13 protein-coding genes are annotated in these 16,668 nt (G+C 42.5%); 1 reads left to right on the top strand and 12 read right to left on the bottom strand.

The window, feature by feature from the left end; all coding sequences use genetic code 11:
* Nucleotides 1–64: 64 nt before the first annotated feature.
* Entirely contained in the window at nt 65–2,401 is a 2,337-nt protein-coding gene (locus tag M1F97_RS01440) for a cation-translocating P-type ATPase (RefSeq protein ID WP_247943955.1), read from the bottom strand.
* 132 nt (nt 2,402–2,533) lie between these two features.
* Between M1F97_RS01440 and M1F97_RS01435 the strand changes: the two genes are divergently transcribed.
* Nucleotides 2,534–3,283, top strand: coding sequence for a lysophospholipid acyltransferase family protein (locus tag M1F97_RS01435; RefSeq protein ID WP_247943954.1), 750 nt, complete (start codon nt 2,534–2,536; stop codon nt 3,281–3,283).
* Between the two features lie 42 nt (nt 3,284–3,325).
* Here M1F97_RS01435 and M1F97_RS01430 read toward each other — a convergent pair whose 3' ends face one another.
* From M1F97_RS01430 to M1F97_RS01380, 11 genes are all read right to left on the bottom strand, one after another.
* A complete protein-coding gene (locus tag M1F97_RS01430) occupies nt 3,326–4,018 on the bottom strand; it encodes an alpha/beta hydrolase-fold protein (protein WP_247943953.1) in 693 nt (230 codons plus the stop codon).
* Nucleotides 3,999–5,009: an ABC transporter substrate-binding protein gene (locus M1F97_RS01425; RefSeq protein ID WP_247943952.1), complete on the bottom strand. Its 1,011-nt coding sequence runs from the start codon at nt 5,007–5,009 to the stop codon at nt 3,999–4,001. The genes M1F97_RS01430 and M1F97_RS01425 overlap by 20 nt, the downstream gene beginning before the upstream one ends.
* A 19-nt stretch (nt 5,010–5,028) precedes the next feature.
* Nucleotides 5,029–5,784 (bottom strand): ABC transporter ATP-binding protein, encoded by a 756-nt coding sequence (locus M1F97_RS01420; RefSeq protein WP_247943951.1) that lies wholly within the window; start codon nt 5,782–5,784, stop codon nt 5,029–5,031.
* A 1-nt stretch (nt 5,785) separates the two neighbouring features.
* Nucleotides 5,786–6,832 (bottom strand): FecCD family ABC transporter permease, encoded by a 1,047-nt coding sequence (locus M1F97_RS01415; protein ID WP_247943950.1) that lies wholly within the window; start codon nt 6,830–6,832, stop codon nt 5,786–5,788.
* Between the two features lie 370 nt (nt 6,833–7,202).
* Nucleotides 7,203–7,472 (bottom strand): 30S ribosomal protein S15, encoded by a 270-nt coding sequence (gene rpsO / locus M1F97_RS01410; RefSeq protein ID WP_001018251.1) that lies wholly within the window; start codon nt 7,470–7,472, stop codon nt 7,203–7,205.
* Nucleotides 7,473–7,616: 144 nt separating this feature from the next.
* A complete protein-coding gene (locus tag M1F97_RS01405; RefSeq protein ID WP_247944310.1) occupies nt 7,617–10,322 on the bottom strand; it encodes an FtsX-like permease family protein in 2,706 nt (901 codons plus the stop codon).
* Nucleotides 10,318–11,019, bottom strand: a complete 702-nt coding sequence (locus M1F97_RS01400) for an ABC transporter ATP-binding protein (protein WP_247943949.1) — start codon at nt 11,017–11,019, stop codon at nt 10,318–10,320. The genes M1F97_RS01405 and M1F97_RS01400 overlap by 5 nt, the downstream gene beginning before the upstream one ends.
* A gap of 123 nt (nt 11,020–11,142) precedes the next feature.
* Nucleotides 11,143–11,835, bottom strand: coding sequence for a phosphoglycerate mutase (locus M1F97_RS01395; RefSeq protein ID WP_000240126.1), 693 nt, complete (start codon nt 11,833–11,835; stop codon nt 11,143–11,145).
* A gap of 188 nt (nt 11,836–12,023) precedes the next feature.
* Entirely contained in the window at nt 12,024–12,404 is a 381-nt protein-coding gene (locus tag M1F97_RS01390; protein ID WP_000856380.1) for a hypothetical protein, read from the bottom strand.
* Nucleotides 12,405–12,731: 327 nt separating this feature from the next.
* Entirely contained in the window at nt 12,732–15,524 is a 2,793-nt protein-coding gene (gene ileS / locus M1F97_RS01385) for an isoleucine--tRNA ligase (RefSeq protein WP_247943948.1), read from the bottom strand.
* A gap of 254 nt (nt 15,525–15,778) precedes the next feature.
* Nucleotides 15,779–16,663: a DivIVA domain-containing protein gene (locus M1F97_RS01380; RefSeq protein WP_247943947.1), complete on the bottom strand. Its 885-nt coding sequence runs from the start codon at nt 16,661–16,663 to the stop codon at nt 15,779–15,781.
* Nucleotides 16,664–16,668: the final 5 nt, after the last annotated feature.

The raw sequence follows: 16,668 nt of genomic DNA, 5'->3' as shown, positions 1-16,668 counted from the left end.
TACCATATTTCAGCTAGCAATCTTACACCTAAAAAGACCGCAATCCACAGATTGCAGCCTTTCTTTATTTTTTCGCTTGATAACGACTGGTTAGAATAAAAATCACGGTAAAGACCAGCATCATGGCCCCATAAATAGGCAACGTTTGTCCAGTCAAGGTCGAAATTTCAAGCAGTTTTTGAATCCTTGGGAAGAGAGCTGTGGCTAGGAAGCCTCCCACAGACCAAACAATCAAGAGGGCACGCCAGAAGGTGAATGGCATACAGGCTCTAAATACAGATAAGAATCCGATAGAGCCTAAGAGATAATAGAGTAGGGTTGAGATTTCTATCTCAGACCAACCTTGACTCGCTCCAAATATTTTCACAAAAAGGACACTAAATATGATCATGAGTGCACTTGGTAGGGCGCGAAGCATGGATCTTCTGAGGAAATTTGGCTCAACAGGTTTGATATTTCGCTCAAAAGTCAGAACGAATGGTGGGAAACCTTCCACGAACTGGTCAATCATGGTAATCTGGATTGGAATGAAGGGGAAAATTAAAATCCATTCAGACCGTCCCAGAAGAACACTGGCGATACAGATAACTGCCAACAGGAAGGAATAGATGGTCTTAATCAAGAAAATAGGTGCGATATGGGCGATGTTATTAACCACACGACGACCTTCAAAGAGAATCTCAGGAACATCATTAAAGTCTGAGTTCAAAAGAACTAGATTGGCAATTTGACGAGTCGCAGGATCCCCCTCAGCCATCACGATAGAACAATCCGCCTCACGAAGAGCAAGAATATCATTAACACCGTCCCCTGTCATTGCTGTTGTATGCCCTGCTTTTTTCAGCGTTTGGATGATGAGTTTCTTTTGATGAGGGGAAACACGTCCGAAAATAGCTGTCTCTTCAGCCATGGCAATCAATTCCTCATCCGTGATTTTTGAGCAATCAACATAGCTTTGATAGTCCGCAAAGCCAGCCTTCTGGGCAATGCTGGATACAGTGACCGGATTGTCACCAGAGATAATCTTGAGGCCCACTTCCTGAGAACGGAGATAGTCTAGTGTTTCAGCTGCCCCTTCTCGTATCGGATCCAAGATCTCGAGCAGTGCCAAGGCTTGAATATCAGATGGTTTCTGTGGTTTGTGGTGGTCTAGTTTTTCCTGACTGAGTGCCAAGACCAAGACACGTGACCCTCTCTCCAAGGCCTCTCTGGCTTCAGGGACTTCATTTTCAAGCAACATCTCAGGTGCACCTAAGAAAACTGTCCCTAGCCCTTCTAACTCCATAGCTCCCCACTTACGGTCACTAGAGAAAGGAAGATTGGAAATCATAGGATAGGCAACCTGTCCTTGGAAACACTGGCGAATGGCTTGGGCTGTTGGATTTTTATCCTCACTATGAGATATATAGCTGGTCAGAATGCTGGCAATAGTCTCTTCACTGTAGGTTTGAGTCAGCGGAAGAACTGCCTCCACCTGCATCTTTCCTTGAGTGATGGTTCCCGTCTTGTCCAAACAAAGCATATCCACACGCGCCAAGGTCTCGACAGAGTACATCTCCTGCACCAATACCTTTTTCAGACCAAGCTTAATCACCGCAGTCAAGAGCGAAGTGATGGTCAAAAGGGCAATTCCCTTAGGCAACATCCCCAAAAGGGCTGTCGACGAATTTACAACGGATGACTTGAGGGGCAAACCTTTTAACATCAAGGCTTCTAGCAGGAGAGCTAGACCAAAGGGACTGATAATCTTCCCAGTAAAACCAGCTAGCTTGTCCAGCGATTTCATGATACGGGAATTGATCGGTTTCACGGTCTTAGCTTCCAGCATGAGTTTGGAAGCATAGTTGTCTGCCCCGACATGGTGAACTTGAGCCAAAACTGCGCCACTAGCTAGGAAACTTCCTGATAAAAGCAAGGCATCCACTTCTTTTTGCACCAAATCACTCTCACCCGTCAACATGGCTTCATTGACTTCCGCAAATCCTTCCAGAACCAGAGCATCACTAGGAATCTGCTCTCCCGCAGACAAACGAATGACATCTCCTAGAACCAATTCTTCTGGATTGATGGCAATTTCCTGACCATCACGGATGGTTTTGACCTTTTCCTTGGTCATGAGATTGAGCTTGTCCACCATATGTTTGGCCCGTAGCTCGGTCACAATCCCTGAAAAAGCGTTAAAGCAGATAACAGCAAAGAAAACCAGATTGCTCCAAGCCTGCACAAAGGCCAGCGCTAGAGCGATAACAAAGTTTAATGCGTTAAAAAGTGTAAAAACATTTCGTTTGATGATTTGCCAAGTACTGGTACTGGCCGAAGCGGTAAAGTCATTTATCAAACCTTGAGCCTGTCTTTCCTTGACTTCTCTTTGGGTTAATCCCATTATCTTATTTTTATCCATAAATTCTATCATATCATTTTTTTTAAAAGAATTCTAATCCCATCTAAAACTGTTGACTGATAACTGAAAAAGTTTGCCAGTAGTCTTTTGATAAGGTATAATAATAAAAGCAATACAATCGAAGGAGATCTCATGTTTTATACTTATTTGCGTGGACTAGTCATGCTGATCTTGTGGTCCATCAATGGCAATGCCCACTACCACAATACTGATAAAATCCCTAGTAAAGATGAAAACTATATCCTCGTCGCTCCTCATCGTACTTGGTGGGATCCTGTTTACATGGCCTTTGCGACCAAGCCAAAACAGTTCATCTTTATGGCCAAAAAAGAGCTGTTTAACAACCGTATCTTTGGCTGGTGGATCCGTATGTGTGGGGCCTTTCCTATCGACCGGGAAAATCCTAGCGCCTCTGCTATCAAATACCCTATCAATGTCCTCAAAAAAAGTGACCGTTCCCTTATCATGTTTCCTAGTGGTAGTCGCCACTCGACAGATGTCAAAGGCGGAGTTGCTCTGATTGCCAAGATGGCTAAGGTCCGTATCATGCCAGTTACCTATACTGGTCCCATGACCTTGAAAGGTTTGGTTAGCCGTGAACGTGTGGATATGAACTTTGGAAATCCTATCGATATCTCAGACATCAAGAAAATGAATGATGAAGGAATCGAAATGGTTGCAGATCGTATCCAAGCAGAATTCCAACGTTTGGATGAAGAAACCAAGCAATGGCACAATGATAAAAAACCAAACCCACTCTGGTGGTTTGTCCGCATCCCTGCCCTTATCCTTGCAGTGCTTGTTGGTATCCTAACGATTATCTTTACCTTCATCGCAAGTTTTATCTGGAATCCAGATAAGAAGAGAGAGAAACTTGGTTAAAAAATACAATTATCCCTTGGCTTTTACCAAGGGATATTTCTTTTATGCAATTTTCCATTTTTGGGCCAACCAATTGGAAAAGGCTAGGAATCGTTCAGCCACTTGCTCATGATGCCCATAGGGATCAAAGACAAACTGACCAGTCGGATAGTGTTTCTGAAGACTGGTATGAATCTGCTCAGCATAGACTGGTGCTTGAGCCAAGCGATTGATATGATGGGCTCCCTCTGTTTGACCATTCTGTAAATACAGTAAACAGTCCAAATTTTTCACCTCTTCTTCCCTGCAATAAGTCACAAAATCAGGAAACCAAAAGGAACCGCAGATAGAGAAGATACAGGAGACCTTGTCAAAGCTGAAAAGACTGTATACTGCTGCTAGACCACCTAGTGAGTAACCTCCATAGGCAAGGCGATTTTTGTCCAGGCGATAAAGCGACTGCAGCTTGTCTAAAAGACCTCCAAATAAATGACCATGATAGGCATTTGCCTGACCACCAAAATCTGGAGCCCCATCCCTTAAAGCAGATGCCTTCCAGGGAGTGTAGTCATCTAGGCGATTTTTAGAGGTCAAGCCCACTAAAATCACAGATTCTGAAAGGGAAGATAGAAAATTCAAGTTTCCATCATTCAAGAGAATAGCTGGATAGGTTTGGTTGGGATCATAGGTCGAAGGAAGGCTGATCTTAACTTGAATCCCTTCCCAATCAAACTCATTATTTATTGATAAAGTCATTGATTTTCTCAAGGGAATCAATCACTGCTGGACCATAGTCCATCAACTCATCGTAAGAAATGGTCATGATTTTTTGATTCTTAATTGCAGGAACGTTTTCTAAAACTTCATTTGCCTTCATCAACTCTACTGCATTGGCATCCAATTTTTTGTTGCGGTCGCTGGTTACATAGATAATCAACTCAGGATCCATTGACACGAGATTTTCCAAGGTCAAGCCTGATGTTCCCGTTGCAACGTTGGTATAACCAAGTTGATTCAACAAGCTCTCTTGCAAAGCAGACTTGTAAGCACCAAAGGTTTCGTCATTATAAGCAACCATAATCAAAGCCTTTTTCTTTTCACCTTGGCTTGCTGGGTTTGCTTTCTTAACAGCGTCAATTTTAGCTTGTAATTGGGCTGCGTATTCATTAGCCTTGTCCTGAACATTGAAAATCATTCCAAGATTTTTGACATCTTCTACGATATTTCCCAAATCTTGCTGAATCGTTGAGAGAGAAGCTTTTTGCGTATAGACCGGGATTTTGTTTTCATTCCAAGCGCTAACTGTTCCCAAGGATTTTTCTGAAAACATCATGTTTCGACCCATCACCGCATCTGGTTCATAAGAAAGGACTGTCTCTTGAGAAACTGTTTTTTTATCGCCAATTTGAGGAATCGTCGCAATCGCATCCTTGTATTTACCTGTTACAGCATTGTCCGGGTTGAGCATGCCAGCAATTTTATCCTTCAAGCCTAACTCCAACAAGATTTCAGTTGTTGAAAGATTATTGGTGATAACTTTTTCAGGTGCCTTGTCAAAGATTTGTTCGACTTCATTCCCCTTAGCATCATAGGTCTTGACCGTGAATGGATAAGTCGTCTCTGTGCTGGCCTTTTGACTTGTTTCTGTGCTAGACTGTGTGGTAGCTTTTTCTGTAGTAGTGTTGCCACAAGCTGCCATGGTTAAGGTAGCTACTGTTACGAGTAAAATGCTTAGTGTTTTTTTCATATTGTTTTCCTTTTCATTCTTATAAATAGTGAATCATGGCTTGCTGATCCTCGGTCCAAGTAACCTGACTTTGAACTCCGTATACAATTTGCAATGACTCAGGGGTGATAGTCTCCTTTGGAGTCCCTTGGTAAAGGATTTCTCCCTCTTTCATCAGATAGAGATAATCCGAATAGCGACAAGCAAGTTGAATATCATGCAGGACAGCTAGAACATTGACCTTGAGATTCTTCACAATGGCCAACAAGTCTAACTGGTACTTGATATCCAGGTGATTGGTAGGTTCATCCAGGAGCAAGAGAGTCGGTTCTTGCGCCAAGGCGCGGGCTAATAAGACTCGTTGTTTCTCCCCCCCTGACAGAGACGAATAGAGACGAGTTTTCTTCTCGAGCATATCCACCTTGACGAGAGCATCTTGAACGAGAGCATAATCTCTTTCCTTTTCCTTCTGTAAAAAAGAGAGGTGGGGAGTTCTTCCCAGCAAGACGATTTCCTCAACTGTACAATCAAACTGCAATTGATTAAACTGGGTGACAACTGCCATTTGCTTAGCTGTTTCTTTGAGTGACCAATGCTCCAGTGGCTTTCCATCTAGGCTTATCAAGCCTTTGTCCGCCTTTTCCTGACGATAGAGGAGTTTAAGCAGGCTGGTTTTCCCACTTCCATTCGGTCCTAGTATCGTGTGAAATTGATGCCCCTCAACCTTAAGAGAAACTCCTTTTAAGATTTTTTTCTCTCCTAGTCCAAAGTGGACATCCTGACAAATCAAGTCCATATCAGGCCCTCACCTCCCTTCGCCTACCTCCAACAATGTAGATAAAGAAGGGAGCACCTACTAAGGCTGTGAAAATACCAATAGGCAACTCGGCATTTGGAATGATGACACGAGAAAGCACATCTGCCCAGACGACGAAGAGAGCACCCAGTAAGGTCGCAACAGAAAAAAGCCTCCTGTAATTCGTTCCTACTAACCCTCGAGCTAAGTGAGGAGTAATCAGACCAACAAATCCAATAATCCCACAAGTCGCCACCAAGACTGCTGTCAGCACAGCTACCATGGTCACATAAAGATACCAATAAAAGCGTAAGGGAATCCCCAAAGTTAAAGCAGCCTCATCACCCATCATCATTGCATTGAAAACGCGATACTGGGTAGCGAAAAATAGAAAGGCCAATCCTACTACTATAGTTGGCAGGACCAAGTCAGACCAAGTAGTCCCTGCAAGCGAACCCATGGTCCAAAACTTAATGGTCATCACACTGTCAGCATTAGCGCCAACTGAGATAATAAAGTTGGAAAAAGCTAAAAAGAGAGCATTGACCACCGTTCCTGATAAGATCAGACTAGAAGTCGTCATCCTTCCCTGCATAGAGGCGATGATGAGGACAGCGATTGTTGCCAAAATAGCTCCAAGAAAAGCTCCAAGGCTAATCATCACTTTTAAACCAAGAATGATGCTCAAGGTTGCCCCTAGAGTTGCACCCGCAGATATTCCTAAGACATAAGGCTCTGCGATGGGATTGTTCACTGTAGACTGCATCACGCTACCACACATAGAAAGACCAGCCCCTACTATCAGACCTAACAATACTCGGGGGAATCTCATGTTCCATACAATGGCAAGAGTAGACTTGGAAACCTCTCCTATCTCAAGAGGAAAACCCAACCTGCTCAAAATTATCCGATAGGTATCTCCTAAATCAATCGCAACGGACCCCATAGAAACAGCTAGAAAGAGCGAAATCCCTAAAACAGCTAACAAAATACCCAAAAACAACACAAATTGCAGGTCCCTTCGGCTTCCAGAAAATTTGGAAAGCATGCAAACCTCCTTTGATAGAATCTTAAAAATTTAGAAAATTCTCATAAAAAGTATACCATATTTCTATTAGATGAACAAGGATAGAAACATATATAGAAAAAGCCCACTGAAATCAGAGAGCTGATTTAAGCTCGGGCTAAAATCCATACAAAAGAAAAAAGCTACCCAATTTAGAGTAGCCTCATTATCAAGATATGCTCAATTGAACACGGCCTAAGCACTTGGCAAAAACAAAAAGCCCTCTGAAGTCAGAGAGCCAATTTGAGCTCGGGCTAAAATCCTAGTGAAAAAGATGAAACTCCTTGTGTTCATCGAACACTGCGTCGTTTCCCTATTTTCATACGGATTTTTAACGCCCTTAGCATCATGATTAACGACGAAGTCCTAGAGAGTTGATTAACTCACGGTAACGGTTAACGTCGTTTTTACGCAAGTATGCAAGCAAGTTACGACGGCGACCGATTTTCTTCATCAATCCACGGTAAGTAGCGTGGTCTTTTTTGTGTTGTTTGATGTGTTCGTTAAGGTGGTTGATTTCCCAAGTAAGGACAGCAACTTGAACCTCTACTGAACCTGTATCACCTTCGTGACGTGCATATTGTGCGATGATTTCATTTTTTTTCTCTTTTGAGATTGCCATGATATTTCTCCTTTTTATTTGGCTTCATCCGAGTGACAGGTTGGCATGCCTGTAACCAAGAAGAAGTTATTTGTCTTTACGACAGTTCTTATTCTACCAAGAAGTAGAGACTTTGTCAACTGATTTACTGTTTAAAACCGTGAATTACTCTACTGATTTCAGGGCTTCGAGCATATCCACTTTTCTCAAGTGGTGATTGACAAGGAGACCTAGTAAGGCTAATATTACAGTCACTGCGACGATTGGAAGAGCATAGACTTCCCAGCTGACTTGTGGATAAAAGAGTATGGTGGTAGGAGAAATCATTTGGATCAAAAATTGATGTAAATAGTGCCCAGCTACCAAACCGAGAGCAATCCCCACAAGGGACAGCACCATAGTCTCACGGTAGATATAGAGGGTCACTTCTTTATTGTGGAAACCGAGAACCTTGATAGTGGAAAGTTCACGGATACGCTCTGCGACATTGATATTGGTGAGATTGTAAAGAATGACAATGGCTAGCAAGACGGAAACAAGTACAAGGATTGCCATGGTTTTATTGAGCGAACTAGCCACGGATTCAAAGAGATGGATGGCCGTCGCATTTTGGACGACCCCAGAAACAGCAGGTTTTTCCATGAAGGTAGCAGCTTCTTTCTCCGTATTGGAAGGTGTTGGATCTTTTAATTTTACTAGGTAGGTATTGTCTTTTGGACTGGTGCCGTAGACTTGTTCGTATGTCGCTCGGTTGAGATAAACAAAGTGTCCAACATAATTTTCAGAAATAGCCGCGACCCTGATTTCCTTCCCATCAAGCTCCAGCTTATCCCCAACCTTAACACCTGCTAGTTGGGCTAGTTTTTGACTCACGACCGCTCCATCAGTGATCTCCACCTCTTGCCCATTTTCCTGTAATGCGATAAAGGGCTTGAAGTCTTCTCTGCTTGTGACCATTATGGTAATGGTCTGAAGTCCTGCTTTTCCTTTAAAATCTTTTTCAATGGATTTAGAGTAAATCTTTTGATAAGCGTGGATCGATTCAGCTTGCAAGGCACTTTCTAAATCTGCTTTTTCTTGCTCCGTCGCACTGCTCTTTTCCGCTACAATCATCTGGTATTGCTGGATTTGTTCAAATTGACGCTCCACAACTCCTCCCACAGATGACTGAATGCCAAGACCTGCAAATAGGAGAGCAACCGAACCCGCAACTCCAAAAATGGTCATCAACATTCGTTGCTTATAACGGAAAATATTTCGCGCCGTAACCTTATGAGTGAAGCTCAAACAGCTCCAAATAAAGCTCAGGCGTTCCAGCAAAATCTTTGATCCTTTAACGGGAGGTTTGGGAAGCAAGAGTTGGGCTGCTTCATCGTGTAATTCCCTCCGTGCCACCAGATAAGCCGGCAAAACGCTGGATACCCAACTTAAGGCTAGGGCAAGGAGGCTATAAGACCAATAGAAATACTCGTGACTTTTCCCAACGACCATTCCAGTTGTTATAACATCCGAAATCACGCCTGCAAGGAGATAATGTCCTAGAAGCGTTCCTAAAATGGTTCCTACAGTTCCTGCAAGAAAACCATAGAGGACAAACTTGGCAATTATATCTTGATTCCGGTAACCTAGGGCCTTGAAAATACCGGCATTGGTACGCTCTTCATCTACAAAGCGAGTCATAGTAGTAAAGGTCACCATTGCAGCGACCATATAAAGCACCACTGGGAAGATATTCCCGACAGAACGAATGCTTGCTGAAGCGTTACTATACATGAGATAGCCTTGACCACCTGGCATGGTTTGGCGGTTGTATACGTGGTATTTCGGCTCTGCCAGTTCATCAAGCTCTTTCTGACGCTGTTCAAGCTTCTCTTTTTCCTTGGCTAGATTACTCTCTGTCTGAGCCATTTTTTCTTTTTCGGTAGCCAATTCTTCCTTAGCTTTTGTCAATTGCTCCTTGGCTTGACTCTTTTGAGGCTCTGGCAAAGCGGTCGCTTGTTCTTCTTGCGTTTTCAAGCGACTTTCAGCCTGCTCTAACTGAGTCTTGCCTTTTTGAAGGTTCCTTTCAGCTGTTTGGAGCTGCTCTTTCCCATCTTCCAAGCTCTTTTGCCCATTTGATTTGATACTTGCCAATCTTTTTTGACCATTATCAGCCAGCAAGTCTTGCAACTCTTCCTGATATTGGGCTCGTTTCGTCTTATAGTCTGATGAAAAAGCATCCAGATTTTTTAGATCATCATAGCGCACACGCGCAATACTATAAACATCTGAATCAAACTGGCTGGGTAAAATCACTCCATAGCCAGCCAAGCTTCCATTTCCACTGCTAGCACTCCCTAAGTCTTTTTGAGAAAGCATCTCACCCGACTGAACAAATCCAGTAATGGTGAAAGATTGGGATTTTAGGACGGACTTTTCTTCTTTCTTGCTAAAGGTGATAGTCTGCCCAATCTGATAGCGGTCTTTCCAGAAATCAGCCAAGGCAATTTCCTCATCAGCTTCTGGCAGTCGACCTTCTGTCACTTGGAAGGTTGAAATACCCTCTGGCTTGGAATAAAGTCGAACCGCATCTTCGCTATGTTCAACTGTTAGGTCTGCCATATAGCCAAACTCAACATTTGCTCCTTGAAGGGTCTTTAGTTCTTCCTGGTCTTCTTTATCCAAACCATAATCAGCTATCACTGCCAGATCCAAGGTATTGGCTTTACGGAGATACTCTTCTGCCGTACGTTCCATATTTGGACTAGTCACTTTGAGCCCTACTAGAGCTAAAGAACCCAGCATCATCAAGGTCAGGATAGAAGCAAAGCGTCCCTTGGAAGCAATCACCGACTGGAGCAAGTCTTTTCGGTATGTTTTTTTCATGCTAATACTCCAATATTTCGATATCCTGTGGACGCTCATTGATTGTTACGCTCTTAACCGTGGCATCGCACATGTGAATAACCCGATCTGCAATAGGAGCTAGCGCGCTATTGTGGGTCACGATAATCACCGTCGCTCCTTTTTGACGAGACATGTCTTGGAGAATCTTCAAGACTTGCTTCCCCGTTTGGTAATCCAAGGCACCCGTCGGTTCATCACAGAGGAGAATTTTAGGATTTTTGGCTACAGCGCGTGCAATTGAGACTCGCTGTTGCTCCCCTCCAGAAAGCTGGGCTGGAAAGTTATTGAGCCGATGATCTAGCCCCACATCTTTGAGCACCTGCTCTGGATCCAAGGCATCAGCTACAATTTCTGAGGCCAACTCCACGTTTTCCTTGGCTGTCAGATTGGAGACCAGATTGTAAAACTGAAAAACAAAGCCTACATCTTCACGACGATAGTTTGTTCGTTGGTGCGAACTATAGTTGGCGATATTGACACCATCAATCCAAATCTCCCCCTCATCATTGGTATCCATACCTCCTAAAAGATTGAGAACTGTTGATTTTCCAGCACCTGAAGCACCTAGAATGATAACCAGCTCCCCCTTTTCAATTTCAAAATTCACATCACGATTAGCCACAATCTCCGTATCCCCAACCTGGTAACGCTTGTAGCTGTGTTTCATTTCAATATAGGCCATCGTCCTTCCCTCTTTCTTACAATCAAGTCACTCTTTACTATCATTATAACGCTTTTTTAACTAGTTGAAAACTAGAAGCAAACACAAAAAAGCCTAGGAATTCCTAGGCTTTCTGTTTATAGATTATTTTCCAAGGTAGTATTCAGAAACTACGTTCAATTTTTCGTCAAATTCGAATACCAATGGTGGGAAGTTAGGAATTTCCACGTCCATGATTTCGTCATCTGACAAGCGTTTGATGTGTTTTACAAGGGCACGGATTGAGTTACCGTGAGCTCCTACGAATACGTTTTTACCATCTTTAAGTGCTGGAGCGATTTTGTCTTCCCAGAATGGAAGGGCACGTTCCAAAGTCACTTTCAAGTTTTCAGCATCTGGGATAACTGAGTCGTCAAGTGAAGCGTAACGACGGTCAGTGTGAGCTGAGTGCTCATCATCACGGTCCATGTTTGGAGGCAATACATCGTATGAACGACGCCAGATGTGAACTTGCTCATCACCAAATTGTTCAGCAGCTTCAGCCTTGTTTTTACCAGTCAAACCACCGTAGTGACGTTCGTTCAAGCGCCATGATTTTTCAACTGGAACCCACAATTGGTCAGCAGCTTCAAGAGCCAAGTTTGTTGTTTTAATCGCACGTTTCAATACTGAAGTGTAAGCTTGGTCAAATTCGATACCAGCTTCTTTGATCAATTTACCAGCGTCAATCGCTTGTTGTGTTCCTTTTTCAGACAAATCAACATCAGCCCAACCAGTGAAAAGGTTAGCTTTGTTCCATTCAGACTCACCGTGGCGAGCAAAAACCAATTTTACCATTAGATGGATTCTCCTTTAATTTTTCGAGGTTACCCTCGTTTATCTATTCCATTTTACACAATTTTTCACAAAAAAGCTAGTGAAAATCAACGAAAAAGAGAAGAGCTTCTCTGTCTTCTCTTTTTCATATTATCATAATTGTTCTCAACAGAAAATGAAGCAGTTTCTCCTAAATAATTAAAAAACTACTACTCTTCAATTACAAATTTTTTCAAAGTTCCAAAGTAGAGTGAACCACCAATAATGGTTAGAATTCCACCTACCCATCCCAAAAGTGGAATCAAACCGACCGCACCACCTACAATGAGCAAAACAGAAGGTGCATTCGTAACACGTTCATCATCTTTATAATAAACAATAGCAACAATTCCCAATACCAAAACAGCAATTTTAACCAATAACAAAATAATTGAAATCCCTGTCAATGTTCCAAGTGTTACATCTGCGTCTTCAGTCGCTGCAGCAGCTCCAACAGCCATCATAAACATGATGACTGGCGCTAAAAGCAATACAATTCCTGAAATAAGACCAAAAATAGCGTTAACACGAGCAAGTGTATTTGTTTTCATAATAATCTCCTTAAAATTTTTATAGGTATTTTTCTATCATAATTCATCTAAAAATTAAACAATCTTATAAAATTTTATAATAAATATTGATTTTCAAAAAATAATTTTAAGTTCTATAGTCTCTTTATAATTAGTAGAAATATAAAATTATGAGAAAACTGAATAGTTTATTAGGTTAATTATCTACACGGACAAGCTAGAAAGAACTTCATTTGAGGAAATGGACTAGTAAATTTTCCCATGATAAAACGCATAATATCAAAGCACTTGAACTCTTGATATTATGCGTTTTTATGATTTTAGCGACCTTTCTCAGTCTCTTTCTGATTATTTCGCTTCAAATCCTTCTGCAACTGCATCCGCAAAGTTTTCTTCTACGATGCCTGCACAGTGGTCACAAATGACTGCATGGTAGCTACGTTCAGCAGTAGTTGGATCGATACGACGGCAACGATCACATACCTCACCTGCAGCGCGTTCAACTGTGAAGGCTACATCTTCGAAGCTAACTGCGTTTTCTGGAGCTGGTCCATCTGCAATAGTCAAGTCTGATACGATCAAAAGTTGAGCCACATTGCTGTCTACTGCTCCAAGAAGAGTTTTCACAACTTCGTTTGGATAAACTGTCAAGTGTGCTTCAAGCGATTTACCGATTACTTTGGCATTACGCGCTTCTTCCAAGGCTTTTTGAGCTTGTCCGCGGAAGTCCATGAAGGCCGCCCAGGTATCCAAGATCTCTTCTTGGTTGGCAAATGTTTGAGCTTCTGGTAGTTCTGACAATTGAACGAAGTCTTCAGCTTCAAACTCAAGATATGACCAGATTTCTTCTGCTGTGTGTGGCAGGATTGGTGTTAAGAGTTTGGTGATTTTGACAAGAATGTCATAAAAGACAGTCTGCATTTGACGACGTTCGAGCGATTTTGCACCTTCGATGTAAACAACGTCTTTAGCAAAATCAAGGTAGAAGGCTGACAAATCAACGTTGATAAAGTTCACCAAGGCCTTGTAAATTGTCAAGAATTCAAAGTTTGCATAAGCATCACGAATCGTTTTCACAAGCTGGTTAAAGCGAATAGTCATATACTTATCAACGGAACGAAGTTCTTCATAAGCTACAGCATCCACAGTTGGGTTAAAGTCAGATGTATTGGCGATCAAGAAACGAAGAGTGTTACGGATCTTACGGTAGGTTTCAGAAACTTGGCTCAAGATGTCCATAGAGATACGAACGTCGTTGCTTGAATCTACACTTGTCACCCAGAGACGTAGGATTTCCGCGCCAAATTGTTTTTCAACATCGCTTGGAGCAATGGTATTTCCAAGAGATTTAGACATCTTCTCACCTTTACCGTCAAGGGCAAAACCTTGCGACAAGATTTGTTTGTAAGGCGCTACGCCATGGTTGGCAACTGATGTGATAAGTGATGAGTTGAACCAACCACGGTATTGGTCAGAACCTTCAAGGTAGAGGTCTGCTGGATATTTGAGTTCTGGACGGTTTACCACAACTCCGTTCCATGATGAACCTGAGTCAAACCAAACGTCCATGATATCTGTTTCTTTCTTGAATTCCCCATTTGGTGAACCTGGATGGGTAAATCCTTCTGGCAAGAGGTCTTTAGCATCACGTTCCCACCAGATAAGTGAGCCGTGGTCTTCAAAAAGTTGGGCCACATGTTCAATGGTTTCAGCTGTCATGATTGGTGTTCCGTCTTCAGCGTAGAAGATAGGAAGGGGAACTCCCCAAGCACGTTGACGAGAGATGACCCAGTCACCACGGTCACGGATCATGTTGTAAAGACGCACTTTCCCCCATTCTGAGTGGAACTTCACTTTTTCAATTTCATCCAAGATTTCTTGGCGGAATTTTGATACAGAAGCAAACCATTGTGGCACTGCACGCCAGATGATTGGTTTCTTGGTACGCCAGTCAAATGGATAGGAGTGAGAGATTTCTTCTTGAGCAAGGAGTAAATCACCCAGTTTTTCGATAACAGTCGGCACAACCTTGTCATAGAATTGACCCGCAAAGTCAGGGCCAGCATTTTCCATCATAATACCGCGTTCGTTAACTGTTACAGCAACTTCAAGGCCGTTGGCAACACCAACATTGTAGTCGTCCTCACCAAAACCAGGGGCTGTATGGACAATACCAGTACCAGAGTCAGTCGTAACGTGGTCACCAAGGATTACCAACTCATCTACAGCCGTATCCCATGGGTGAGCTGTCACAATTTTATTCAATTCTTGACCACGGTAAGTCGCCAAAACTTGAACATCAGCCCAGCCAAATTTCTCAGAAAGGCTGTTCAACAATTCTGAAGCAACCACAAACTTACGAGCTTCACCAGCTGGTTGTACCAATACATAATCAATATCTGCTCCAACTGTCAAACCACGAGAAGCTGTGATGGTAAATGGAGTTGTTGTCCAGACAACGATGTAAGTATCTGTATCTAGTACACCTTTTCCATCTTTGACGCGGTTAGCATAGTAAAGGGAAGTTGAAAGCAAGTCATGGTATTCAATTTCCGCTTCAGCAAGGGCTGACTCAGATGACCATGACCAATAAACTGGCTTGGCACCACGGTAGATATAACCTTTGTTTGCCATTTCACCAAAGACACGGATTTGAGCCGCTTCATAGTCTGGAGTCAAAGTCACATAAGGATTTTCCCAGTCACCAGAAACACCTAAACGTTTAAAGTCTTCGCGTTGTTTATCTACTTGAGAAAGAGCATAATCACGGCAAAGTTTCAAGTACTCAACCAAGTCCATTTCTTTGCGTTTGACACCTTGTTTTGCCAAAACTTGCTCGATTGGTAGACCATGTGTATCCCAACCTGGAATATAAGGCGCATAAAAGCCTGACATGGATTTTGAACGAACAATAATATCTTTAGAAATCTTGTTCATGGCGTGCCCAACGTGGATATTTCCGTTGGCATAGGGAGGTCCATCATGCAAGGTGAAATGCGGTTTTCCTTGGTTCAATTCTTGACGACGTTGGTAAAGTTTCGCTTCGTCCCACTCTTTTTGCCATAGTGGTTCTTTAGTAGGAAGTCCAGCACGCATTGGAAATTCAGTTTTTCCAAGATTTAGGGTATCTTTGAGTTTCATTATATCTCCTTTATTATATAGACAAATTAAAAACCACGAATCGCTAAAAAGGACGAAAATCGTGGTACCACCTTTGTTCGGAAAAAGACTTTGTCTTTTCCCCTCTTGTCCCGTAACGTGGGAAACGTCCAGCCTTACTAATTTCAGACTGGATTGCTTGAGAGGATAATCTCACCACTAGGGATTGCAGGACTCACACCATCTCCTACTCGCTGGAAATATAGTTGGTTAGATCTTGTTCTCACATTTATTTCTTATAATATTGTAACGGATTCTTGTTGTGCTCCATGGCTAGTAGTTGAAGAAGCAGTTCCAGTTGCTGATGGCGATACTGAGAAATACTCTGTCACGATTTCTGAATCCTCATGTTGTGGCTCAACTGAATGAGACTGTATCTCTTCTACAAGCATATCGATGTTTAACACATGATTTTCCGCTTGACTGTTAGCCTGCTGAGCTTCAAACTCAGCTAATTCTTTGTTACCTGCTTCGATGCGGGCTTGTAGCTCAGCCATTTCTTCAGGTGAAAATTGGCGAGTCACATCAATCGGCTCTTCTTCTGGTTGCGAAGGAACAGCTTCTCCCAAGACCTCTCCTACAACTTCCTTAAAGGCTTCATCACTTGTTTGGAGATAAGTCGCAGTCGGACGAAGAATGTCTTCCCAATCTGAAGATTCGACAATTGCCAACTGACTCTCAATCGTAGATTTGAGACGTTGATGAAATACACGGCTTTTGTTTTTCAATTCCTCTGTCTCAACAGCTACTTTCTTAGCATTATCTGTTGCCTGGCGTAGGATCTCATTAGCCTTGTATTTTGCCTCTTCAAGAAGGCGCTGGGCATCTTGCTCAGCCTGTTGAATAATATTGTTTGAGCGCTCTTGAGCAGCTTGCTTTACACGTTCAGCCGTATCTTGAGCAATCAAAACAGACTGGCTCAAAGAATCTTTCATCTCATCAAAGTAAGATAAGCGCTCTTCTAAACTTCTAATGTGTCTTTCCATTTCGTGATTATTGCGAACTAAGCCCTCGTAATCACGAACAACAATATCAAGAAATTCATCTACTTCTTCTGGATCAAACCCTCTGAATTTCGTAGAAAAGGTTTTATCTTTAATTTCTAATGATGTAATTGGCATACTTT

Origin of the sequence: Streptococcus oralis (assembly GCF_023110435.1) — a bacterium.
Lineage (GTDB): Bacteria > Bacillota > Bacilli > Lactobacillales > Streptococcaceae > Streptococcus > Streptococcus oralis_CF.
Note: the sequence above shows the minus strand (reverse complement) of the source record. Positions and strands in the feature narration are given on the sequence as shown.

Bases quoted from the DNA above. Each gene is read 5' to 3' on its own strand.
- M1F97_RS01440 (WP_247943955.1), bottom strand. From the start codon at position 2,401: ATGGATAAAAATAAGATAATGGGATTAACCCAAAGAGAAGTCAAGGAA.
- M1F97_RS01435 (WP_247943954.1), top strand. From the start codon at position 2,534: ATGTTTTATACTTATTTGCGTGGACTAGTCATGCTGATCTTGTGGTCC.
- M1F97_RS01430 (WP_247943953.1), bottom strand. From the start codon at position 4,018: ATGACTTTATCAATAAATAATGAGTTTGATTGGGAAGGGATTCAAGTT.
- M1F97_RS01425 (WP_247943952.1), bottom strand. From the start codon at position 5,009: ATGAAAAAAACACTAAGCATTTTACTCGTAACAGTAGCTACCTTAACC.
- M1F97_RS01420 (WP_247943951.1), bottom strand. From the start codon at position 5,784: ATGGACTTGATTTGTCAGGATGTCCACTTTGGACTAGGAGAGAAAAAA.
- M1F97_RS01415 (WP_247943950.1), bottom strand. From the start codon at position 6,832: ATGCTTTCCAAATTTTCTGGAAGCCGAAGGGACCTGCAATTTGTGTTG.
- rpsO (WP_001018251.1), bottom strand. From the start codon at position 7,472: ATGGCAATCTCAAAAGAGAAAAAAAATGAAATCATCGCACAATATGCA.
- M1F97_RS01400 (WP_247943949.1), bottom strand. From the start codon at position 11,019: ATGGCCTATATTGAAATGAAACACAGCTACAAGCGTTACCAGGTTGGG.
- M1F97_RS01395 (WP_000240126.1), bottom strand. From the start codon at position 11,835: ATGGTAAAATTGGTTTTTGCTCGCCACGGTGAGTCTGAATGGAACAAA.
- M1F97_RS01390 (WP_000856380.1), bottom strand. From the start codon at position 12,404: ATGAAAACAAATACACTTGCTCGTGTTAACGCTATTTTTGGTCTTATT.
- ileS (WP_247943948.1), bottom strand. From the start codon at position 15,524: ATGAAACTCAAAGATACCCTAAATCTTGGAAAAACTGAATTTCCAATG.
- M1F97_RS01380 (WP_247943947.1), bottom strand. From the start codon at position 16,663: ATGCCAATTACATCATTAGAAATTAAAGATAAAACCTTTTCTACGAAA.